The sequence below is a fragment of the Pseudacidovorax sp. RU35E genome (assembly GCF_900156165.1).
Taxonomy (GTDB): Bacteria; Pseudomonadota; Gammaproteobacteria; order Burkholderiales; family Burkholderiaceae_C; genus Xenophilus.
The window spans coordinates 46,044-68,116 of record NZ_FTMY01000008.1 but is presented as its reverse complement, the minus strand read 5'-3'; the positions used below and the strand labels follow the sequence as shown (position 1 = coordinate 68,116).

The 22,073-nt window shown below is 71.4% G+C and carries 17 protein-coding genes; 12 read left to right on the top strand and 5 right to left on the bottom strand.

Going from position 1 to position 22,073, the window contains the following annotated elements:
• Positions 1–43 precede the first annotated feature (43 nt).
• Positions 44–529 (bottom strand): YqaA family protein, encoded by a 486-nt coding sequence (locus BXA03_RS15515; RefSeq protein ID WP_076509443.1) that lies wholly within the window; start codon positions 527–529, stop codon positions 44–46.
• 208 nt (positions 530–737) lie between these two features.
• On the opposite strand from BXA03_RS15515, the gene dusB reads away from it, so the two are divergent.
• The 4 genes from dusB (at position 738) to BXA03_RS15495 (ending at position 4,200) form a co-directional block, all read left to right on the top strand.
• Positions 738–1,799 carry a tRNA dihydrouridine synthase DusB gene (gene dusB / locus BXA03_RS15510; protein ID WP_076509441.1) on the top strand — a complete coding sequence of 354 codons (1,062 nt, stop codon included), beginning with the start codon at positions 738–740 and terminating at the stop codon, positions 1,797–1,799.
• Positions 1,800–1,869: 70 nt separating this feature from the next.
• Positions 1,870–2,106, top strand: a complete 237-nt coding sequence (locus BXA03_RS15505; protein WP_076509440.1) for a helix-turn-helix domain-containing protein — start codon at positions 1,870–1,872, stop codon at positions 2,104–2,106.
• Between the two features lie 40 nt (positions 2,107–2,146).
• Positions 2,147–3,754, top strand: a complete 1,608-nt coding sequence (purH, locus tag BXA03_RS15500; protein WP_076509438.1) for a bifunctional phosphoribosylaminoimidazolecarboxamide formyltransferase/IMP cyclohydrolase — start codon at positions 2,147–2,149, stop codon at positions 3,752–3,754.
• Complete coding sequence (locus BXA03_RS15495; RefSeq protein ID WP_076509436.1) at positions 3,754–4,200, top strand: c-type cytochrome; 447 nt, start codon at positions 3,754–3,756, stop codon at positions 4,198–4,200. The genes purH and BXA03_RS15495 overlap by 1 nt, the downstream gene beginning before the upstream one ends.
• A gap of 24 nt (positions 4,201–4,224) precedes the next feature.
• Here BXA03_RS15495 and hemL read toward each other — a convergent pair whose 3' ends face one another.
• Positions 4,225–5,508, bottom strand: a complete 1,284-nt coding sequence (gene hemL / locus BXA03_RS15490) for a glutamate-1-semialdehyde 2,1-aminomutase (RefSeq protein WP_076509434.1) — start codon at positions 5,506–5,508, stop codon at positions 4,225–4,227.
• An 11-nt stretch (positions 5,509–5,519) separates the two neighbouring features.
• On the bottom strand, positions 5,520–6,503 hold the full coding sequence (locus tag BXA03_RS15485) for a bifunctional hydroxymethylpyrimidine kinase/phosphomethylpyrimidine kinase (protein ID WP_076509830.1): 984 nt from the start codon (positions 6,501–6,503) through the stop codon (positions 5,520–5,522).
• A gap of 110 nt (positions 6,504–6,613) precedes the next feature.
• Between BXA03_RS15485 and BXA03_RS15480 the strand changes: the two genes are divergently transcribed.
• The 7 genes from BXA03_RS15480 (at position 6,614) to BXA03_RS15450 (ending at position 18,295) form a co-directional block, all read left to right on the top strand.
• Positions 6,614–6,784, top strand: coding sequence for a rubredoxin (locus tag BXA03_RS15480; RefSeq protein WP_043113757.1), 171 nt, complete (start codon positions 6,614–6,616; stop codon positions 6,782–6,784).
• 73 nt (positions 6,785–6,857) lie between these two features.
• Entirely contained in the window at positions 6,858–7,268 is a 411-nt protein-coding gene (locus tag BXA03_RS15475; protein WP_076509828.1) for a response regulator, read from the top strand.
• Positions 7,269–7,311: 43 nt separating this feature from the next.
• On the top strand, positions 7,312–7,677 hold the full coding sequence (locus BXA03_RS15470; protein ID WP_076509432.1) for a response regulator: 366 nt from the start codon (positions 7,312–7,314) through the stop codon (positions 7,675–7,677).
• A gap of 117 nt (positions 7,678–7,794) precedes the next feature.
• A complete protein-coding gene (locus tag BXA03_RS15465) occupies positions 7,795–8,328 on the top strand; it encodes a chemotaxis protein CheW (protein WP_076509430.1) in 534 nt (177 codons plus the stop codon).
• Positions 8,329–8,365: 37 nt separating this feature from the next.
• Complete coding sequence (locus BXA03_RS15460; protein ID WP_076509429.1) at positions 8,366–10,636, top strand: methyl-accepting chemotaxis protein; 2,271 nt, start codon at positions 8,366–8,368, stop codon at positions 10,634–10,636.
• A gap of 66 nt (positions 10,637–10,702) precedes the next feature.
• Entirely contained in the window at positions 10,703–16,798 is a 6,096-nt protein-coding gene (locus BXA03_RS15455; RefSeq protein ID WP_076509427.1) for a hybrid sensor histidine kinase/response regulator, read from the top strand.
• A gap of 291 nt (positions 16,799–17,089) precedes the next feature.
• On the top strand, positions 17,090–18,295 hold the full coding sequence (locus BXA03_RS15450; RefSeq protein WP_076509425.1) for a urate hydroxylase PuuD: 1,206 nt from the start codon (positions 17,090–17,092) through the stop codon (positions 18,293–18,295).
• Positions 18,296–18,439: 144 nt separating this feature from the next.
• Here the strand turns inward: BXA03_RS15450 and BXA03_RS15445 are convergent, their stop codons facing one another.
• The gene (locus tag BXA03_RS15445) at positions 18,440–19,834 is read right to left on the bottom strand and encodes an 8-oxoguanine deaminase (protein ID WP_083716108.1); all 1,395 of its coding nucleotides are present in this window, start codon (positions 19,832–19,834) and stop codon (positions 18,440–18,442) included.
• A 65-nt stretch (positions 19,835–19,899) separates the two neighbouring features.
• Between BXA03_RS15445 and BXA03_RS15440 the strand changes: the two genes are divergently transcribed.
• Positions 19,900–21,240, top strand: a complete 1,341-nt coding sequence (locus tag BXA03_RS15440; protein ID WP_076509422.1) for a glycerate kinase type-2 family protein — start codon at positions 19,900–19,902, stop codon at positions 21,238–21,240.
• Positions 21,241–21,265: 25 nt separating this feature from the next.
• Here BXA03_RS15440 and BXA03_RS15435 read toward each other — a convergent pair whose 3' ends face one another.
• Positions 21,266–22,060 (bottom strand): EAL domain-containing protein, encoded by a 795-nt coding sequence (locus BXA03_RS15435; RefSeq protein WP_076509421.1) that lies wholly within the window; start codon positions 22,058–22,060, stop codon positions 21,266–21,268.
• Positions 22,061–22,073 lie beyond the last annotated feature (13 nt).

Here is a 22,073-nt window from a genome sequence, read left to right as displayed (position 1 = left end):
GGGCCTGCTCCGGCGACGGGGCAGGCCCTTTTGCCGGGCGCCTTCAATGGTTCGGCCAGATGTACAGCAGCGCCACCGTCATGCACAGGTAGCGCATGAACTTGCCGATGGACATGTAGAGCACGCAGGGCCAGAAGGGCATGCGCAGCCAGCCCGCCACGGCGCACAGCGGATCCCCCACCAGCGGCAGCCAGCTCAGCAGGCAGGCCTTGGGGCCCAGGCGTTCCAGCCAGGCGAGGGCGCGCAGGTGATGGCTCGAATGGCTGTACTTGTCGGCCACCTTGTGGGCGCCGTAGCCCATCCACCAGGTGAGCGCGCCGCCCAGGGTGTTGCCGGCGGTGGCGACGATGATGGCCGGCCAGAACAGGTCGGGATTGAGCTTGAGCAGGCCGAAGAGCGCGGGCTCCGAGCCCAGGGGCAACAGCGTGGCCGAGACGAAGGCGACGACGAACAGCGTCGACAGCCCGAATTGCGGCAGTGCCAGTGCCGCCATCGCGGCAGCCATCACAGACTCGAACCAGGCTTCCATGTGGGCGGGAGTATAGGAAGGGCATGCGGGCCCCACGTCGGCGCGCAGGCCGTGCGCATGCCCGCTGAGTGCCGCAGGCAGGACCGGCGTCGCGGGCGTCGGGCTGCGAGCGCGCCGGCGTTTCAGCCGCTGAAATCGCGCATGGCTAGAATCCGTGCCTCATTTTTCAGCAGCGCCAGCGGCGTTGCGCGCTTTCCCTCCCCACCTCATGCAGATCAGCCACATCACGCTGGAGAACCGCCTGTTCGTCGCCCCCATGGCGGGTGTGACGGACCGGCCTTTCCGCATGCTGTGCCGCTCGCTCGGTGCGGGCTATGCGGTGAGCGAGATGGTCACCTCCCGCAAGGACCTGTGGAGTTCGCTCAAGACCTCGCGCCGGGCCAACCATGACGGCGAGCCCGGGCCCATCGCCGTGCAGATCGCCGGCACCGATGCGGCCATGATGGCCGAGGCGGCCCAGTACAACATCGACCGCGGCGCCCAGATCATCGACATCAACATGGGCTGCCCGGCCAAGAAGGTCTGCAACAAGTGGGCAGGCTCGGCGCTGATGCGCGACGAGCCGCTGGCCCTGGCGATCGCCGAGGCGGTGGTGGCCGCCGCCGCGCCGCATGGCGTGCCGGTGACGCTCAAGATGCGCACCGGCTGGAGCACCGAGCACCGCAATGCCGTGGCGCTGGCGCGCTGCTTCGAGGCGGCCGGCATCCGCATGCTGACGGTGCACGGTCGCACGCGCGAGCAGGGCTACAAGGGCTTCGCCGAGTACGACACCATCGCGGCCGTCAAGGCGGCGGTGGGCGTTCCGGTGGTGGCCAACGGCGACATCGACTCGCCGCAGAAGGCCCGCGATGTGCTGGCCGCAACCGGCGCCGACGCCGTGATGATCGGCCGTGCCGCGCAGGGCCGGCCGTGGATCTTCCGCGAGGTAGGCCACTTCCTGGCCACCGGCGAGACCATGGCGCCGCCGCTGGTGGCCGAGGTGCGCCGGCTGCTGCTCGCGCACCTGCACGAGCACTACGCGCTGTATGGCGAGGTGACCGGCGTGCGCACCGCCCGCAAGCACATCGGCTGGTACGTGCGTGCGCTGCCGGGCGGCGAGGACTTCCGCCAGCGCATGAACCGGCTGGAGGATTCCGCCACGCAGTGGCAGGCCGTCGCCGACTATTTCGAGGCGCTGGGCGAGCGGATGGACCGCATGCCCGAGGCCGCCGCCGGGCCGGGTGCCCTGCAGGAAGAAGACGAAGAAGACAGCGGCTGCCTCACCTGCTGAACGCAGGCGGCGGTCGCTCGGCGCGCGGGGGATCGGGCGCCGTCACAAGAAACATCGAACGAACAACGACATGAGCAAACACACGATCGAGGAGTGCGTGAAATCCAGCCTCGAAGACTATTTCCGCGACCTGCGCGGCACCGAGCCCGACGGCCTGCACGACATGCTGGTGCGTGCCGTCGAGAAGCCGCTGCTGGAGGTGGTCATGGACCGCGCCGAGGGCAACCAGTCGCGCGCCGCCCAGTGGCTGGGCCTGAACCGCAACACCCTGCGCAAGAAGCTGCTCGAGCACAAGCTCGCCAAGTGACCCCCATTCCAACGAAGCCCCAGACCCGACTGGCATCCCCATGGCACTGACCGCACTCATTTCCGTTTCCGACAAGACCGGCGTCCTCGACCTGGCCCAGGGCCTCCACGCGCTGGGCGTGCAGCTGCTGTCCACCGGCGGCACCGCCAAGCTGCTGGCCGAGGCCGGCCTGCCCGTGACCGAGGTGGCCGACCACACCGGCTTTCCCGAGATGCTCGACGGCCGCGTGAAGACGCTGCACCCGAAGATCCACGGCGGCCTGCTGGCCCGCCGCGACCTGCCGGCCCACATGGCCGCGCTGGCCGAGCACGGCATCGCCACCATCGACCTGCTGGTGGTCAACCTCTATCCCTTCGAGGCCACCGTGGCCAAGGCCGGCTGCACGCTGGAGGACGCCATCGAGAACATCGACATCGGCGGCCCGGCCATGGTGCGCAGCGCCGCCAAGAACTGGAAGGACGTCGCCGTGCTCACCGACGCCAGCCAGTACGGCGCGGCGCTGGAAGAACTCAAGGCCCACGGCCGCATCAGCGACAAGACCAAGTTCGGCTTCTCCGTCGCAGCCTTCAACCGCATCAGCAACTACGACGCCGCCATCAGCGACTGGCTGTCGTCGGTCGACTTCGAGGCCAGCGCCGGCCAGCCCGTGCCGCAGCGCAGCGGCTTCCCGGCGCAGAGCAACGGCCGCTTCGTCAAGGTGCAGGACCTGCGCTACGGCGAGAACCCGCACCAGGCCGCGGCCTTCTACCGCGACCTGTTCCCGGCTCCCGGCTCGCTGGTCACGGCCAAGCAGCTGCAGGGCAAGGAGCTGAGCTACAACAACATCGCCGACGCCGACGCCGCCTGGGAATGCGTCAAGAGCTTCGACATGCCCGCCTGCGTGATCGTCAAGCACGCCAACCCCTGCGGCGTGGCCATCGGCGCCGACGCGGGCGAGGCCTACGGCAAGGCCTTCAAGACCGACCCCACCTCGGCCTTCGGCGGCATCATCGCCTTCAACACGCCGGTGGACGCCGGCACGGCGCAGGCCGTGGGCAAGCAGTTCGTCGAGGTGCTGATGGCGCCCGCCTTCAGCGCCGACGCACTGGAGCTGCTCAAGACCAAGCCCAATGTGCGCGTGCTGCAGATCTCGCTGGACGGCATCAAGCGCGACGGCGCCAGCGCCTGGGCGCGCGGCCTCAACGCACAGGACGTCAAGCGCGTGGGCTCGGGCCTCTTGATCCAGACCGCCGACAACCATGAGCTGCAGCTGTCCGACCTCAAGGTCGTGACCAAGAAGCAGCCCACCGAGGCCGAGCTGCAGGACCTGCTCTTCGCCTGGAAGGTGGCCAAGTTCGTCAAGAGCAACGCCATCGTCTTCTGCCAGGGCGGCATGACGCTGGGCGTGGGCGCCGGCCAGATGAGCCGCCTCGACTCGGCCCGGATCGCCAGCATCAAGGCCGAGCATGCCGGCCTGTCGCTGGCCGGCTCGGCGGTGGCGAGCGATGCCTTCTTCCCCTTCCGCGACGGCCTGGACGTGGTGATCGACCACGGCGCCACTTGCGTCATCCAGCCCGGCGGATCGATGCGCGACAAGGAAGTGATCGACGCCGCCGACGAGCGTGGCGTGGCCATGGTGTTCAGCGGCGTGCGCCACTTCCGCCACTGATGGGCTCGCCCGACGGTCGTTCGACCCCGCCCGGGGGCGAGCCGGCGCCCCGGCGCCCGCGCTGGCTGCTGGTGGTGCTGGCGCTCTTCGTGGTGATGTCCGCGGTCGGCATGCTGGCCACGGGCTGGTTCATCCTGCGCGGCTTCGTCTTCAAGCCGCCGGCGGCGGCAGCGGGCCCCGTGGCCGCGGGCTTTGCGCTGGTGCAGGCCAGCGACTGCATGCGCTGCCACCTGGCCGAGCGCAAGGCCGTCGGGCCGGGCTGGCAGGCAATTGCAGAGCGTCATGCCGCCAATCCGGAGGCTGTCGCGCTGCTGGCCCGCAAGATCCGCGAGGGCAGCGTCGGCGACTGGGGCCGGGTCATCATGCCGCGGCATCCGCAGATCGGCGAAGCCGATGCGCGGCTGATGGCGCAGTGGGTGCTGGCGCAGCGGCCAGCCAGTCGCTGACGCCGCGCCGCGGGCTGCGGGCGCTCAGCCCAGCGTCTTGAACACCTCGCGCGCCGCCTCGATGGTGGCGGAGATGTCCTCGGCCGCATGGGCCGAGCTCACGAAGCCGGCTTCGTACAAGGCCGGCGCAATATAGACGCCGCGGTCCAGAAGACCGTGGAACAGCGCGTTGAACTTCGCGCCGTCGCTGGTCATCACCGTGCCGTAGTTCTGCGGCAGCTCGGGCAGCAGGAAGAAACCGAACATGCCGCCTTCGCAGTCGGCGCTGAAGGGCACGCCGGCATCGGCCGCCGCGTGGCGCAGACCTTCGGCCAGGGCGCGCGTCTTGGCCGACAGCGTCTCGTAGAAGCCGGGTCGGGCGATCTCCTTGAGCGTGGCCAGGCCGCAGGCGGTGGCCACCGGGTTGCCCGACAGCGTGCCGGCCTGGTAGACCGGACCGAGCGGCGCCAGTTGTTCCATGATGGCGCGCGGCCCGCCGAAGGCGGCCAGCGGCATGCCGCCGCCGATCACCTTGCCCAGCACCGTGAGGTCGGGCTTGATGCCCAGCACGCCCTGCGCGCCATGCAGGCCGACGCGAAAGCCCGTCATCACCTCGTCGAACACCAGCAGCGCGCCATGCTGCGTGCACAGCTCGCGGCAGCGGCGGGCGAACTCGGGCGTGGCCCGCAGGAAGTTCATGTTGCCGGCGATGGCTTCGATCATCACGCAGGCGATGTCATGGCCATGCAGCGCGAAGGCTTCTTCGAGCTGGGCGATGTTGTTGTATTCGAGCACCAGCGTGTGCTGCACCACCTCGGCCGGCACGCCGGCGGAGGTGGGGTTGCCGAAGGTGGCCAGGCCAGAGCCGGCCTTGACCAGCAGCGCATCGGCATGGCCGTGGTAGCAGCCCTCGAACTTGACGATGTGGCGCCGGCCGGTGGCGCCGCGCGCCAGGCGCAGGGCGCTCATCGCGGCCTCCGTGCCGGAGCTCACCAGCCGCACCATCTCCATCGACGGCATCAGCGCCAGGATGGCCTCGGCCAGCTCGATCTCGCGCTCGGTCGGCGCGCCGAAGGAGAAGCCCTCGGCCACCGCGCGCTGCACGGCCTCCACCACGGCGGGGTGGCCGTGGCCCAGGATCATCGGTCCCCAGGAGCCGATGTAGTCGATGTAGCGCTGGCCGGCAGCGTCCCACATGTAGGGCCCTTGCGCGCGGGCGATGAAGCGCGGTGTGCCGCCGACGGCGCGGAAGGCGCGCACGGGCGAATTGACGCCGCCGGGGATCACGGCGCGCGCACGGTCGAAGAGTTGTTGATTGGTGTCGGTCATGTCGGGCGGGGTCAATGCCGGGTGTCGTGCGGCGGCAGGGCGAAGTCGGTGGAGGCCAGCGGATCGGTGCCCTCGTCCTCTTCGTCCTCGGGCTGGGCCCAGAACAGGCGATCGGGCAGCACCTGCCCCATGCCGGGGCGGAAGCCCGCGTCCAGGCTGCGGTCCATGTAGGCCAGGGCTTCCGATGCGGCCGAACCGAGGTCGGCGCCGGTGGCCAGCAGCGCGGCCAGGGCGGCCGACAGCGTCTCGCCGGCGCCGGCGAAGACGGCTTCGAGCCGCTCGTACTTCTCGCTCAGCACGGTGGACTGGGGTGAGGTGAGCACGTTCTCCAGCCAGCCGTCCGGCCGCAGGATGCCCGTCACCAGGGTGTAGGAGACGCCGAGTTCGCCGGCCGCACGGGCGATGTCGCGCGGGGTGGGCGGACGGTCGCCGTCCCACTCGGGCAGCAGCCACCGGCGCAGCGTGCCCTGGTTGCCCACCAGCACGGCGGTCTGGGGCAGCACGAGGTCGCGGAAGGCGTCCAGGTAGCTGTCGATGGGCTCGTCCTCCCACCAGGACAGATTGGGCATGTAGGCCACCACCGGCACCTCGGGGTAGTCGGAGGCGATCTCGGCCACCAGGCTCAGGTTGTCGGGGCTGCCGGCGAACCCGACCTTGATGGCCTGTACCGGCACGTCCTCCAGGATGGCGCGGGCCTGCTCGGCCACATGCTCCTCGTCGATGGCGACATGGTCGAACACCTCGGCCGTGTCGCGCACGTAGATGCCGGTTGTCACGCCCAGCATGTGGGCGCCGACGGAGGCCACGGAGAGCGCGTCCGCGCTCAGGCCCGTGGCACCGCTGGCATCGCCGGCGTTGAAGACCAGCACGCAGGGCTGGCGCAGTTCCTCGCCGTCCAGGAGATCGGCTTGCGCGGGGTCATCGCCGGCTGCGTCACCTTCGTTAACATCGCCGGCTTGCGCCGCTGCAAGGGCCTGGTTTCCGGGTCTTGGCATGGGATGGCGGGCGCTGTGCGTCTGCATGTCACGAGTCCTTTTGACAACGTCAAAAGGGGTGACGTCTAGATACAATTGTTGCATTATTTGAACGAGGCCCGTAAGCTGCGATGAATACGAAAACCTGGATGTGCCTGATTTGCGGGTGGATCTACGACGAAGCGGCAGGTTGGCCCGACGATGGTATTGCCCCCGGCACCGCCTGGGCCGATGTTCCGATGAACTGGACCTGTCCGGAGTGCGGCGCGCGCAAGGAAGATTTCGAGATGGTCGAGATCTGATCCCCGCGGGGCCGGCACCGTCCGGGCGCCGCCGCCGCCCAGTATGGCCGGCAGCCAAGACGAGAGGATGGCGATGAGTGCGAACGGATCGGGTTTCAAGGTGCTGGTGATCGACGACAGCAACACGATCCGGCGCAGTGCCGAGATCTTCCTCAAGCAGGGTGGCCACGAGGTGCTGCTGGCCGAGGATGGCTACGACGCGCTCTCGAAGGTCAACGACCACCAGCCGCAGCTGATCTTCTGCGACATCCTCATGCCTCGGCTGGACGGCTACCAGACCTGCGCCATCATCAAGCGCAATGCCCAGTTCAGCCACGTGCCCGTGGTCATGCTGTCGTCGCGCGACGGCGTCTTCGACAAGGCCCGCGGCCGCATGGTGGGCTCGCAGGACTACCTGACCAAACCCTTCACCAAGGACCAGCTGCTGCAGGCCGTGCGGCAGTTCGGCGGCGACGGGGCCGCACCGGCGCCCGCTGCCTCATGAACGTCTGCGCCCCTGTGCGCGCAGGCAGGAGAGAACCCCGCCCATGACCATCCGCAGCGTGCTCGTCGTCGACGACTCCCGCACCGAGCTGGTGTTTCTGACCGACCTGCTGCAGCGCCACGGCTTTGCCGTGCGCACCGCCGAGAGCGCCGAGGCCGCCATGCGGCATCTGGAGGTCGGCCTGCCCGACCTGATCCTGATGGACATCGTCATGCCGGGGCAGAACGGCTTCCAGTTCACCCGCAGCCTGATGCGCGACCCGCGTTTCGCCCAGGTGCCCGTGATCCTGTGCAGCAGCAAGGGCCAGGAGACCGACCGCGTTTGGGGACTGCGCCAGGGCGCGCGCGACTACATCGTCAAGCCGGTGCAGGCCGACGAGCTGCTGGCCAAGATCCACGCGCTGGACTGAGTCCGCCCTCCTCACCGAACTCCGCCATGCGCCTCGCCCGCCCCGCCGCCGCCGTCCATGCCGCTTCCCGCGTGGGCGAGTCAGGGGGGCGCCTGCCTGCGACCGAAGGGGTAGGCCATGGCGCAGCGTGAATCCCTGCGCGCCTTCCAGGCCCGCCTGGCCGAACGGCTGCAGGCGGCGCAGGCGCGGCCGCTGGCTGCCCAGTGGCTGGCCGTCCACGCTGGCGGCCGCCCCTGCCTGCTGCCGCTGCCGCAGGCCGGCGAGATCTTCCCGGCCACCACGCCGCAGCCCGTTCCCTACGTCAAACCCTGGTTCCTGGGCGTGGCCAACCTGCGCGGCCGGCTGTGCGGCGTGATCCGCCTCGCGCATTGGCTCGCCGATTCGCCGTTGCCCGCGGATGCGGGCGCCCAGGCGCCGGAGGGTTCGCATTTCGTGGCGCTGGGCGAGGGCCTGGGCGTGAACGCCGCCGTGCGGGTGGACGCCCTGGTGGGGCTGCGCGCCGCCAGCGCATTCACCGCCGTACAGCACGCCGACGCCGTGCGCCCGCCCTGGCTGGGCGCCTGCCTCACCGACAGCGACGGCCGGGCCTGGCAGGTGCTCGACCTGCAGGCGCTGGCCGCCGACCCCGGCTTCCTGCACATCGCGGCGTGACGACCCGCGCCGCCGTCTCCGTTTCGAAGGACCGCCCGTGACCCCGATCGTCGACACGCTCAAGAAGTACATGCCCAGCCGTGAATCCGGTGCGGCCGATCTGGACCAGCCGACCACGGTGATCGGCGCGGATGCGCCGGCGCCTGCGCCCCGGCGCGCCGAAACCCGGCCCGCCGGCCTGGAAGCGCTCTCGACGCGCGAGCAGCGCGCCGACGCCGCCCCGGTCGCCGCTCCGGCCCCTGCCGCCGCCCCGATCCCGGCGGCTGCTGTGCGCGACGTGCCCGCCGTGCGCCAGCGCTGGCTCATCGCATTGCTCGCCGTGCTCGTGCTGATGCTGCTGGCCGCCGCCGGCTGGACGGCCGTGCGCGCCGACCGCGTGTCGCAGCAACTCGCCTCCGCCGGCCAGGCGCTGATGCAGTCGCAGCGGCTGGCCAAGTCGGTGTCGCAGGCGCTGGTGGGCACGGTGCCGGCCTTTGCCGAACTGCGCGACAGCACCGACGACCTGACGCGCCGCATCGCCGGGCTGGCCCGGGGCGACGACGACCTGGGGCTGGCGCCCCTCGGCACCGACGACGCGCCCGTGCTGGCCCGCATCCAGCCCCTGGCCGGCCGTGCCGAGGCGGGGGCCAAGGTGGTGCTCGGCCAGCAGAAGGTGCTGATCGAAGTCGGCGCCGGCCTGCGTGCCATCGCGCGCCAGTCGGCCGACCAGCTGGACGCGGCGCAGACGGTGGCGGCTGCCGGCCTGCGCAGCGGATCGCCCGCCGAGGCGCAGGCGGCCAGCCAGTTGCCGATGCTCACGCAGCGCATCGGCAAGTCGGCCAGCGAATTCCTGACCGTCGAGGGCGTGAGCCCGGACGCCGTGTTCCTGCTCGGCAAGGACATGACGCGCTTCGAGGAACTCGTGCGCGGCCTCCAGGACGGCAGCGCATCGTTGGGTCTGACGCCGCTGCGCGAGCCCGCTGCGCGCGAGGCGCTGACCGCGCTGCTCAACAGCCATCGCCAGAACCAGACCCAGGCGCGCGCCGTGCTCGAGAACCTGCAGGGCGTGGTGGCCGCGCGCGAGGCGCAGGCGGCCGTGCTGGCCGACAGCGAGCCGCTGCGCCGTGCGCTGGGTGAGCTGCAGACGCGGCTGCAGTCGCGCACGGGGCTGGGCTTCGAAGAGCTGGCGCTGCTGGTGATGCTGTCGCTGGCCGCGCTGGGCCTGGCGGCGGTCATCGGCTGGTTGCAGGTGCGTGAAGGCCGGGTGCGCGCCGTCGCGGCCGAGCGCGAGCGCCAGCAGGCCGAGGAACAGGCCCGCGAGTCCAACCGGGTCAACAGCGCCAACCAGAGCGCCATCCTGCGGCTGATGAACGAGCTGCAGACCGTGGCCGAGGGCGACCTGACCCAGCAGGCCACGGTGACCGAGGACATCACCGGCGCCATCGCCGACTCGGTGAACTACACGGTGGAGGAACTGCGCCTGCTGGTGGGCAACGTGCAGAACACGGCCACCCGCGTGGCCCACACCACGGGCCAGGTGGACCAGACCTCGACCGAGCTGCTGGCCGCCTCGACCGAGCAGCTGCGCGAGATCCGCGAGACGGGCCAGTCCGTGCTGAGCATGGCCGCCCGCATCAACGGCGTATCGGCCCAGGCCCAGGAATCGGCTTCGGTGGCGCGCCAGTCGCTGCAGGCGGCCGAGTCCGGCCTGTCGGCGGTCCAGAACGCGATCGGCGGCATGAACGCGATCCGCGACCAGATCCAGGACACGGCCAAGCGCATCAAACGCCTGGGCGAGTCCTCGCAGGAGATCGGCGAGATCACCGAGCTGATCTCGGACATCACCGAGCAGACCAACGTGCTGGCGCTCAACGCGGCCATCCAGGCGGCCTCGGCGGGCGAAGCGGGCCGGGGCTTCTCGGTGGTGGCCGAGGAAGTGCAGCGCCTGGCCGAACGCTCGGGCGACGCCACGCGCCAGATCGCCGCGCTGGTCAAGGCCATCCAGACCGACACGCAGGACGCCGTGGGCGCCATGGAGCGTTCCACGCAGGGCGTGGTCGATGGCGCGCGGCTGTCCGACAACGCGGGCACGGCACTGTCCGAGATCGACCGCGTGTCGCGCCGCCTGGCCGAGCTGATCGAGGAGATCTCGCAGTCGGCCTCGCGCGAGGCCGAGTCGGCCAACGTGGTCGCCGCGAGCATCCAGCACATCTTCGCCGTGACCGAGCAGACCGGCGAGGGCACCCGCGCCACGGCACGGCAGGTGCGCGAGCTGTCGCAGATGGCCGAGGAACTCCGGCAGTCCGTGGCCCGTTTCAAGATTGCATGACATGGACCACCCCCAGGCTGTGCGCGTCGCGCTTCGCCTTCCCCCTCCAGGGGACGGAGCAACCGCATGAATACCGCTGGCGCCAGCACGATGCCGATCCTTGAGTCCACTTCCACCGACCTCGGCCCGCTGGCCTGGGTGCATGGCGAAGTGCGCAAGTCGCTGGAGAACGCGGCCAAGGCGGTGCACCGGCATCAGCTGGGGCACGCGCCGGGGCAGGCGGGCGACGAGGCCGAATTGAAGGCCGCCGTCCATCACCTGCACCAGGCAGCCGGCGCGCTGCAGATGGTGGGGCAGGGCGGGGCGGGGCGGCTGGCTTCGGGCATGGAATGGGCGGTGCAGCGGCTCCTGCGCGAGCCGACCGTGCAGACCGCGTCCGCCGTGGCCGCCATCGAGCGGGCCGGCTTCGCCCTGACCGACTTCCTGGCACGGCTCATGGGCGGCCGGCCGGCGCCAGCGCTGGGGCTGTTTCCCCATTACCGCGACATGCTGGAGCTGGCGGGTGCCGAGCGCATCCACCCCGCCGACCTGTGGCCCGAGCCCTGGTCCTGGCCGCCGCTGCCGCGGCCCGAAGGCGTGCCGCCGCTGGTGCTCGATGCCCAGGTCCGCGCCGGCCTGGACCGTGACCTGCTGCCGGTGGTCAAGAGTGGCCATGCCGAATCGGCCCGCCGCCTGGCGGCCCTGTGCCTGCGACTGATGGCGGGGCAGGCGCCCGGCACGCCATCCGCCGGCTTCTGGCTGCTGGCCGGCGCCTTCTTCGAGGCCCTGGGGGCAGGCGTGCTGCCGGCCGACGCCTATGCGCGGCGCACCGCCTCGCGCGTGATGCTGCAGTACGCGGCCCTGGCCCGCGGCGCGGCGCCCGTGGCCGACCGGCTCGGGCAGGACCTGCTCTTCTTCTGCGCCCAGGCGCGCGTGCCGACCCCCCCGCCCGGCCCGCTGCCGCTGCTGACCACCGTGCGCCGGGCCTGGGGCCTGGGCCGCGGCGATCCGGTCGATTACGAGCAGCGCCGCTTCGGGCGCTTCGATCCGGCCCTGCTGGCGCAGGCCCGCCGCCGCGCCGAGGCCGCCAAGGAATGCTGGTCGGCCATCTCCGATGGCGACCTCAACCGCCTGCGCCCGGCGGCCGACAGCTTCGCCCAGCTGGGCGAATCGCTGATGGGCCTGTACCCGGCGGCTGCGCCGCTGGTGCAGGCCTTCGACCAGGTGCTGGGCGAGGTCATCCACCGCGGTGAGCCGCCCTCGACCGAGCTGGCGCTCGAAGTGGCGACGGCGCTGCTGCACATGGAGGCCGCCTTCGACGACCTCGACCCGCAGGACCGCGAACTGGCCGAGCGCATCGTGCAGCTGGCCGGCCGCATCGAGCGTGCCCGCAGCGGGGCGCCCTCGGAACCGCTGGCGCCGTGGATGGAGGCGCTCTACCACCGCGTGAGCGACCGGCAGAGCCTGGGCACCGTGGTGGACGAGCTGCGCGCCCACCTGGGCGAGCTGGAGAAGTCGCTCGACCAGTTCTTCCGCCGGCCGGGGGACGGCAGCGTGCTGCGCGCCGTGCCCGCCCAGCTCACGCAGATGCGTGGCGTGCTGTCGGTGCTGGGCCTGGACCAGGCCGCGCGCGCCGTTCAGCGCATGCGCGAGGATGTGGAGCAATTGCTGGCCGAAGGCGCCGGCCAAGGGCAGATCGCGCCCGAGGCGCCCGGCGTCGAGCGCCTGGGCCACAACCTGGGCGCGCTCGGCTTCCTGATCGACATGCTGGCCTACCAGCCCGCGCTGGCACGGCGGCTCTTCGTCTTCGACGAGCTGGCCGGCCGGCTCGATCCCCTCATGGGCCGCCAGGGCGCACCGGCGCCGGCCGCCCCGCCGCAGGACGAGTCGCCGGCCGGGGACGACGAGAGCGCGCGTGCGGTGGATGCGCAGATCGCCCAACGCCTGGCCGAGGTGGCGGCGCCCGCACCCCGGACGGCCCCCGAGCCCGTCGTGGCGCCGGCGCTGGAAGCCTTCAGCCGCGCCGCCGAGACCTGGCAAACGCCGCCGATGGCGCCAGCGTCCCCCGGTCCGGCCCGGCCGGAGGCGGCATTGCCACCGGGCATGGACGTGGCCGAGCTGGACGAGGACGACCTGCGCGCCATCTTCCTGGACGAGGCACGCGAGGTGCTGCAGTCCGCCCGTGTCGCGCTGCAGTCGCTGGCCCAGCCGCCCGGCAGCGGCGATGAACTCACGGTCCTGCGCCGTGCCTTCCACACGCTCAAGGGCAGCGCCCGGATGGTGGGGCTGGCCGAGGTGGGCGACGCCGCCTGGTCCTGCGAGCAGGTCCTCAACACCTGGTTGGCCGAGCAACGTCGGGCCGACGCCCCGCTGATGGCGGCGCTGCAGGGCGCGTTGCCCGGCTTTGCCGCCTGGATCGAAGCCATCGCCGGCGGTGGCACGCCGCCGCCGAGCGAGCCCTGGCTGGCGCCCATGCGGGCCCTCATCGCCGCGCCCGAGCCGGTGGCGCTGCCGGCGTCGCCGCGGCACTCGGAGGCCGCGAAGTCGGCAGACGATCCGCAGGGTCCGAGGGCCGTCCCGGCTCCGCCGCCTGCGCCTTTGCAGGCGCTGCCCATCTTCGAGCCGGACTTCGAGGCCACCACGCTGCCTGCGCCCCTGGAGCCGCTGCCTGCGCCGGTCGAAGAGCCCGACCTGCTGCCCGATCTCGACCTCGATCTGGGTGGCCCGACCCGGCCGGCGGACCTCGACTACCTGCTGCCTGATCCGCCGCCTTCGCCGCGCGTGCCGCCGCCGCTGCCCGGCTTCGGTCACACCCGCATGGAGGAGGAGCTCGCCTTCGACGAGCCGCCCACCTTGCCTGCGCCCATCCGGCGCGAGGATGAGGAGGCCGAGTTCGACGACCAGACGGCTGCCGACTTCGAGCGCACGGCCCAGGCCGAGCCTGCCGAGGAATCGGTCCCCCTGGCGCCGGGCTATGGGGTGGATTTCGAGCTGTCGATGGTGCGGTCCGAAGCGACGGACGACGACGGCCTGGCGGCTGCCAACAAGTCGCTGCCCTCGGGCGGCGCCGGGGAGCAGGCATCCGATGCGCCGCAGCCTGCACCGGCCGACGATTCTGTGGCGGCGCCGCCCGTGCCTGAACTGGAAGCGGCGCAAGCGCCCGCCGTGCCCCATCCGTACCCGGAGCCGGAGCCGGAGCCGCAACCCGAGCCGGCGCAGGCCGTCGCGCCTGAGCCCGCGCCGCCCGGGTCCGACCCGCTGCCGCGCATCGCGCCGGACGAGGTGCGGTTGGTCGGCGGTCTGCGCATTCCGCAGGCCCTCTACAACGTCTACCTGAGCGAGGCCGAGGACTGGTCGCGCCAGCTCGCCGAACGGCTGGCCGCCTGGGCCGAAGTGCCGGAACGCCGACTGCCCGATGACGCCGTCGCCGCGGCGCATTCGCTGGCCGGCAGTTCTGCCACCGTCGGCTTTGCGCTGCTGTCCGAGCTGGCGCGTCTCGTGGAGCAGGTGTTGCAGCACCTGCAGGGCGAGCACCGTGCAGGGACGGCCGAGGCGGCCGTGCTGGTCGAGGCGGCGCAGGAAATCCGCAGGCTGCTGCACCAGTTCGCGGCCGGCTTCGTCAAGGCGCCTGCCGCCGGCCTGCCGGATCGGCTTCGCGCACTGCTTGCGGTCCCCGTGGCCGAGCCGATGTCACCAGGCACGCCGGCCTCCGCGCTCGGGCCCGATGTGGCGCTGGAGCCGGAGGATGAACTCGGCGCCGTGCAGGACGCGGTCGACCACGAACTCTTCCCCATCTTCGAGGAAGAGGCCGCCGAACTGCTGCCCGAGCTGAGCCGCGCGCTGCGCGCCTGGGCCGCCGAACCGGCCGACGGCGACGCGCGGGCGCAGGTGCTGCGCGCACTGCACACCCTCAAGGGCAGTGCCCGGCTCGCCGGCGCCATGCGCCTGGGCCAGCGTGCCCACCAGATGGAGTCGGCCCTGGAGCCGCTGGGTCTGGGCGAGGCCGTGCGCGGCGCGCTGGAGCAGGCCCTGGGCCGGCTGGATGCGCTGCAGGCCGAATTCGACCGGCTGCGTGCCGCCGATTCCGCCGACGAGGCGCGGCGGCAGCAGCAGGCCGCCGACTCGGTGGCCGCCGAGCACAGTGCGCCGGCCCTGCGGGTGGAGACAGGCGCCGCCGCACTGGCCGACCGCAATCCCGAGGCCCCCGGTGCCGAGTCGGCCGCGGTGGCGGACCGCCGCGCCGAAGGCCGCCGTCCCCCCGGACTCGAACAGGCCCTGGCGGCCGCATTGCCCATTCCCACGCCGACGGTCGCCGCAGCGGCCGGGCCGCTGGTGCGCATCCGCGCGCAATTGCTGGACCGGCTGATGGCCGAGGCCGGCGAGGTCACCATCACCCGTGGGCGCGTGGAGGCCTCGGTCGAGCAGTTGCGCGGGGCGCTGGGCGACCTCACCAGCAACCTGCAGCGGTTGCGCCAGCAGCTGCGCGACCTGGAGGTGCAGGCCGAAAGCCAGATGCAGTCGCGCCAGATGCAGTCGCGCGACGCGCAGGGCTTCGATCCGCTGGAGTTCGATCGCTTCACCCGGGTGCAGGAACTCACCCGCATGATGGCCGAGTCGGTGGACGACGTGGCCGCCGTCCACCGCACGCTGCAGCGCACCGTGCAGGTCGCCGAGGACGGCCTGCAGACCCAGGCGCGTCAGACGCGCGAGCTGCAGCGCTCGCTGCTGCGCACGCGCATGGTGGCCTTCGACAACCTTGCCGAGCGTCTCTATCGCGTGGTGCGGCAGGCCTCCAAGGAGACCGGCAAGCCGGTGACGCTCGACCTGCTGGGCGGCGAGGTGGAGATGGACCGCGGGGTGCTCGACCGCATCGCGCCGGCCTTCGAGCATCTGCTGCGCAACGCGGTGGTGCACGGCATCGAGCCGCCGGTGGAGCGCGAGCGTGCCGGCAAGCCGGCCACCGGGCAGCTGCGCGTGGAGATGCGCCAGGACGGCAACGACATCGCCATCCGCTTTGCCGACGACGGCGGCGGCCTTCGGGCCGAGCGCATCCGCGACCGCGCCGAGACGCAGGGCCTGATCGCGCCCGGCGCGCCGCTGGACGAGCAGGCGCTGGCCGAACTGGTTTTCCGTCCCGGCTTCACCACTGCGAACGAGGTGTCGGAGCTGGCCGGCCGCGGCATCGGCATGGATGTGGTCCGCGCCGAGGTCACGGCCCTGGGCGGCCGCATCGAAACCCGCAGCATGGCCGGGCAGGGCACCGAATTCCGCTTGGTGCTGCCGCTCACCACGGCCGTGACCCAGGTGGTGATGCTGCGCGCCGGCGACCTGACCTTCGGTGTGCCGGCCAGTCTGGTGGAACTGGTGCAGCGTGCCGGCGCCACCGAACTGGCGCAGGCCTATGCCGAGGCACACGGCGGCTACGGTGGCGAAAGCCTGCCCTTCTACTGGGCGGGTGCGCTGCTGCAGGCCTCCGACGCCAGCGAACAGCCGCCTGGACGCGCCAACACCGTCGTCGTGGTGCGCAGCGCCGCGCAGCGTGTGCTGCTGCATGTGGACGAGGTGCTGGGCAGCCAGGAAGTGGTGGTCAAGAACCTGGGGCCGCAGCTGTCGCGCGTGCCCGGGCTGGTGGGCGTCACGGTGCTGGCGTCGGGGGCCGTGGTGATGATCCACAACCCCGTGGTGCTGGGCACCCTGCATGGCGGTCAGGCGCGGCGGCGCCAGCGCGTGGCCCTGGACCTGCCCGCGCACGACGCGCCCGGCCACGAGGGCCGCGCGTCGGCCCAGGTGCCGCTGGTGATGGTGGTGGACGATTCCATCACCGTGCGTCGTGTCACGCAGCGCCTGCTGCAGCGCGAAGGCTGGCGGGTGGCGCTGGCCGCCGACGGCCTGCAGGCGCTCGAACTGCTGCAGGGCGAGCGGCCGGCGCTGGTACTGTCGGACATCGAGATGCCGCGCATGGACGGCTTCGACCTCGTGCGCAACATCCGCGCCGATGCGCAACTGGCCAACCTGCCGGTGGTGATGATCACCTCGCGCATCGCCGGCAAGCACCGCGAGCATGCGCAGGCGCTGGGCGTGGACCATTACCTCGGCAAGCCCTACGGCGAGGACGAACTGCTGGCGCTGGTACGCCGCTACGCAGCGCCCGCCCCGGAGGAGGCCGAGGCGCCTGCGTCCTGAACCCAGGCGGGCCGTCGCGCAACACAACCCGCGATTGCGGTAATTGCGCACGGCCGGCCGCGCCGAGCGGCATGCTTATTGCACCCTGTACGTCGCGCTCGGTGAAAACCCGGGGCGGTGTCGCGCGGCCTCCGCTGTGCGACGGCAAACTGTATACACTCCCGTCCACAACAAACCGCCGCAGCGGAGCGATGAGGTGCACCAACCCCCGGTGCCCGGCGTTCGCGGCTCTTCTCTGCTTACAGCGCCCGCGGTGGTGAGCAGGACGGAACGACCTTTCAGGGTTAGGCAATGGAAAGCTATTACCTCGACTGGGCCAACCTGCTGCTGCGCTGGCTCCACGTCATCACCGCGATCGCCTGGATCGGTGCCTCCTTCTACTTCGTGATGCTGGACAACAGCCTCGAGAAGCCCAAGGACGCGGAGTCGCTCGACAAGGGTGTCGGCGGCGAGCAATGGGCCGTGCATGGCGGCGGCTTCTACAACATGCAGAAGTACGCGGTGGCGCCGAAGAAGATCCCGGAGCACCTGCACTGGTCCTTCTGGGAAAGCTACTCCACCTGGCTGAGCGGCTTCGCGCTCTTCACGGTGTCGTACCTGTGGAACGCCAGCACCTATCTCATCGACAAGAGCAAGATGGACTGGCAGCCCGGCGCCGCCATCGCCGTGGCGCTCGCCTTCTTCGTCGTGTTCTGGATGGTGTACGACGCCATCTGCCAGATCTTCGGCCGGCGCAAGAACGGCGACACCATCGTCGGCGTGCTGATCGCCCTCTTCATCGCCTTTGCGGCCTGGCTGGCCTGCCAGTGGTTCGCGGGCCGGGCGGCCTTCCTGCTGGTGGGCGCCATGATGGCCACGACCATGAGCGCGAACGTGTTCTTCTGGATCATCCCCGGCCAGCGCAAGAGCGTGGCGGCCCTGCGCGAGGGCAAGCCGGTGGACCCCATCCACGGCCAGCGCGGCAAGCAGCGCAGCGTGCACAACACCTACTTCACGCTGCCGGTGCTGTTCGCGATGCTGAGCAACCACTACAGCTTCACCTACACGCATCCGCAGAACTGGATCGTGCTGCTGCTGATCATGCTGGGCGGCGCCGCCATCCGGCAGTTCTTCGTGGTGCGCCATCGCTGGAAGCTGGGCAACGCAAAGCACCCGCTGCCCTACGCCATGCTCGGCGTCGCCGTGCTGGGCCTGACCATCGTCTGGATGAAGCCTGCGCCGGTTGCCCCGCAACCCGCCGCCGCGCAGGCCGCGCCGGTCGCCTATGCCGAGGTGCAGAAGGTGCTGGAGCAGCGCTGCTACCTGTGCCACGGCGCCGCCGTTCAGATGAAGAACGTGCGCCTCGACTCACCCGACCAGGTGGCCGCGCATGCGCAGGCCGTCTACCAGCAGGTGGTAGTGACGAAGATCATGCCGATGAACAACGCCACCGGCATCACCGAGGCCGAGCGGGCCTTGATCGGCCGCTGGTTCCAGGGCGGCGCGAAGACGAACTGACCCCCAGGCTTCGCGCACCTCGTGTCGCTTCGCCCACCCCCTTGCAGGGGGCACATCCTGCGGCCCGGCCCTTCGACGGGCTCAGGACAGGCCAAGGCCGGTTCCGCGGATGTCGCCCGCGTGGCCTGCTCCGCGGCCTTTCGATCAGATGCTTCGCGCGGCCTCGGCCAGGTCTCGGGCCAGCCGGTTGTGCCGCTCCACCAGCGGCTGAAGCTCGACCGTCGCCAACTGGCCTTCGCGTACCACCATCCGTCCGTTGACCACCGTGTACGCCGCCTGCGGGCTGGCGCACAGCAGCAGGCTGGCGACCGGGTCGTGCACCGCGCCACCGGCGAAGCCCAGGGTGCGCAGGTCGAAGAGGGCCAGGTCGGCGCACATGCCGGGCGCCAGGTGGCCGATGTCGGCGCGCCCCAGCACCTGGGCGCCGCCGCGGGTGGCCATCGCCAGGGCGTCGCGCGCGGTCATCTCGGCCGGGCCATGGTCGCAGCCGAAGGCATCGAGCGAGCGCCGCACCCGCGCCAGCAGCAGCGCCTGCCGCGCCTCGCCCACCATGTGCGCGCCGTCGTTGCTGGCGCTGCCGTCCACGCCCAGACCCACCGGCACGCCGGCGTCCAGCATGCGGCGGATGGGCGCCAGGCCCGAGGCCAGGCGCATGTTGCTGCAGGGGCAGTGGGCCACGCCGGTGCGCGTGCGCGCGAACAGGCCGATGCCGGCCTCGTCCAGCTTCACGCAGTGGGCATGCCAGACGTCGTCGCCCAGCCAGCCCAGCTCCTGCGCGTACTCGGCCGGCGTGCAACTGAACTTCTCGCGGGTGAAGGCGATGTCGTGGTCGTTCTCGGCCAGGTGGGTGTGCAGGCGCACGCCATGCCGACGGGCCAGGGCTGCGGCATCGCGCATCAGCTCGCGGCTGACCGAGAAGGGCGAGCAGGGCGCCACCGCCACGTTGACCATGGCGCCATGGCTGCGGTCGTGCCAGGTGGTGATCAGGCGCTCGGTGTCGCGCAGGATGGCTTCCTCGTCCTCCACCACGCGGTCGGGCGGCAGGCCGCCCTTGGACTGGCCCAGGCTCATGGCGCCGCGCGAGGCGACGAAGCGCATGCCGATGGCCTGCGCGGCCTCGATGCTGTCCTCCAGCCGCACGCCGTTGGGATAGATGTAGAGATGGTCGCTGCTGGTGGTGCAGCCCGACATCAGCAGCTCGGCCATGGCGACCTGCGTGGAGACCTGCACCATCTCGGGCGTGAGCCCGGCCCAGATGGGATAGAGGCCACGCAGCCAGCCGAACAGCTCCGCGTCCTGCGTGGCCGGAATGGCGCGCGTGAGCGACTGGTACATGTGGTGGTGGGTGTTGACCAGCCCCGGCATCACCAGATGGCCGCGGGCATCGATCACCTCGTCGGCCTGCTGCGGCAGTTCGGCCGCGGGGCCGACGGCCTCGACGCGATGGCCGCGCACCAGCACCGAGGCGTCGCGCAGTTCGGTGCGCGCATCGTCGAAGGTCGCGACGCAGGCCGCGTTGCGGATCAGCAGGGTTTTCATCAGTACATTCCTCTTGCGCAATCGAAGGCCGCGGCAACCGCCCGCGGCCCATGGAGACAACGAACATGATCGCATCCGACACCGCGTCCACACCCGATCCGCGCCATCAGCCGCGTGCCTTCCTCGAACACCTCTACCGGGTGGCGGTGCACCAGGCACTGCCGCTGGCACGCATGGGTGGACATCTGCCGCCGCCGCCGCGCGGGCGCACGCTGGTGCTGGGCGCCGGCAAGGCCGGGGGCTCGATGGTGCAGGCGCTCGAGGCCCTGTGGCCGCAGGACGCCCCACTGTCGGGCCTGGTCGTCACGCGCTACGGCCACATCCCGCCGCGGCCGGCGGGTCTGCCTTCGCGCATCGAACTGGTCGAGGCCGCGCACCCGGTGCCCGATGCCGCCGGCCTGCGCGCGGCCGAACGCATGCTGGCGCTCACGCAGGGCCTCACGGCCGACGACCTGGTGCTGTGCCTGATCTCCGGCGGGGGCTCGGCCCTGCTCACGCTGCCGGCCGACAGCCTGACGCTGGAGGACAAGCAGCGCATCAACCGCCAGCTGCTCGAATCGGGCGCACACATCGGCGAGATGAACTGCGTGCGCAAGCACCTCTCGCGCATCAAGGGCGGCCGGCTGGCAGCGGCCTGTGCACCGGCGCGTGTGGTGACGCTCACCATCAGCGACGTGCCCGGCGACGATCCGGCGGTGATCGCCAGTGGGCCGACCGTGCCCGACGCCAGCACCTGCGCGCAGGCCATCGCCATCCTGCAGCGTTACGGCATCGAGGTGCCGACGCCCGTCATGGAAGGCCTGCGCGGCGGCTGCCTGGAGACGCCCAAGCCCGGCGATGCCGTGTTCGACGGCCATGCGGTGCACCTGATCGCGACGCCGCGCCAGTCGCTGGAGGCCGCGGCCCATGCGGCGCGCGAGGCCGGCATCGAGGCCCATGTGCTGAGCGACGAGATGGAGGGCGAATCGCGCGAGGTCGGCAAGGTGCATGCCGCCCTGGCCCGCGCGGTGGCCCAGCACGGCACACCCTTCGCGCGTCCCTGCGTGATCCTGTCGGGCGGCGAGACCACGGTGACCGTGCGTGCGCGGCCCGCCGGCAGTCCCAAGGGACGGGGGGGCCGCGCGGGCGAGTTCTGCATGGGGTTGGCGGGCGCCCTGATGGGGCAGGCGGGCGTGTGGGCCCTGGCCGCCGACACGGACGGCATCGACGGCGTGGAGGACAACGCCGGTGCCTTCGTGGCGCCCGACACGCTGACGCGCGCGCAGAGCCGTGGCCTCAAGCTGTCGGACCACCTGGACCGCAACGACGCCTACGGTTTCTTCGGTGCGCTGGACGACCTGCTGGTCACCGGCCCCACCCACACCAACGTGAACGACTTCCGCGCGCTGCTGGTGCTGCCGGCGTGAACTGCCCGGCGCGCCTGTGCGCCGTTCAGCCGGCGACGTTGGTCACGGGGGCCAGCCCTTCGAAGCAGGGCCGGGCGAACAGGTAGCCCTGCATCAGCCGCACGCCCTCGTGGGCGAAGAAGTCGCGCTCGCCGGCCGTCTCCACGCCTTCGGCGATGACGGTGATGGCCAGTTCCTCGCAGATCCTCAGGATGCCGCGGGCTATCGCCTGCCGGGGCCGGCTGCTGTCGACATCGCGCACCAGCGCCATGTCCAGCTTCACGATGTCGGGCTGGAAGTCGGCCAGCAGCGTGAGTCCCGCATAGCCGGCACCGAAGTCGTCGATCGCGGTGAGGAAGCCGCAGCGCTGGTATTCGGTGAGGATGGACGCCAGCCATGGGCCGTCGCTCACCCGCTCGCCCTCGGTCACCTCGAACACGATGCGGTCGCGTGGGAAGCCGTATTTGTCGGCCGCCTCGAGCGTGGTGCGGATGCAGATCTCGGGCCGGTAGACGGCCTGCGGCAGGAAGTTGATCGACAGCCGGGTGTCCATGCCGAGGTCGGCGGCCGTGCGAATGGCGTTGACGCGGCAAGCCTGGTCGAAGCGGTAGCGGTTGTCGGCATTGACCTGATCGAGCACCGTCATCGCGCCTTCGCCGCCCGGGCCGCGCACCAGTGCCTCGTGCGCCCATACGCTGCGGGCGGGCACGTCGACGATCGGCTGGTAGGCAAAGCTGAATGGAAAGAGCGGCGTCTCTCCCTCGCGGCAGCCTTTGCAGCGTCCGCTTCCGCCGGACGGCGACCCGGTCGGGGCCGGATGGAGGGCGATGGTCTGGAACATGGAAAGACGCACG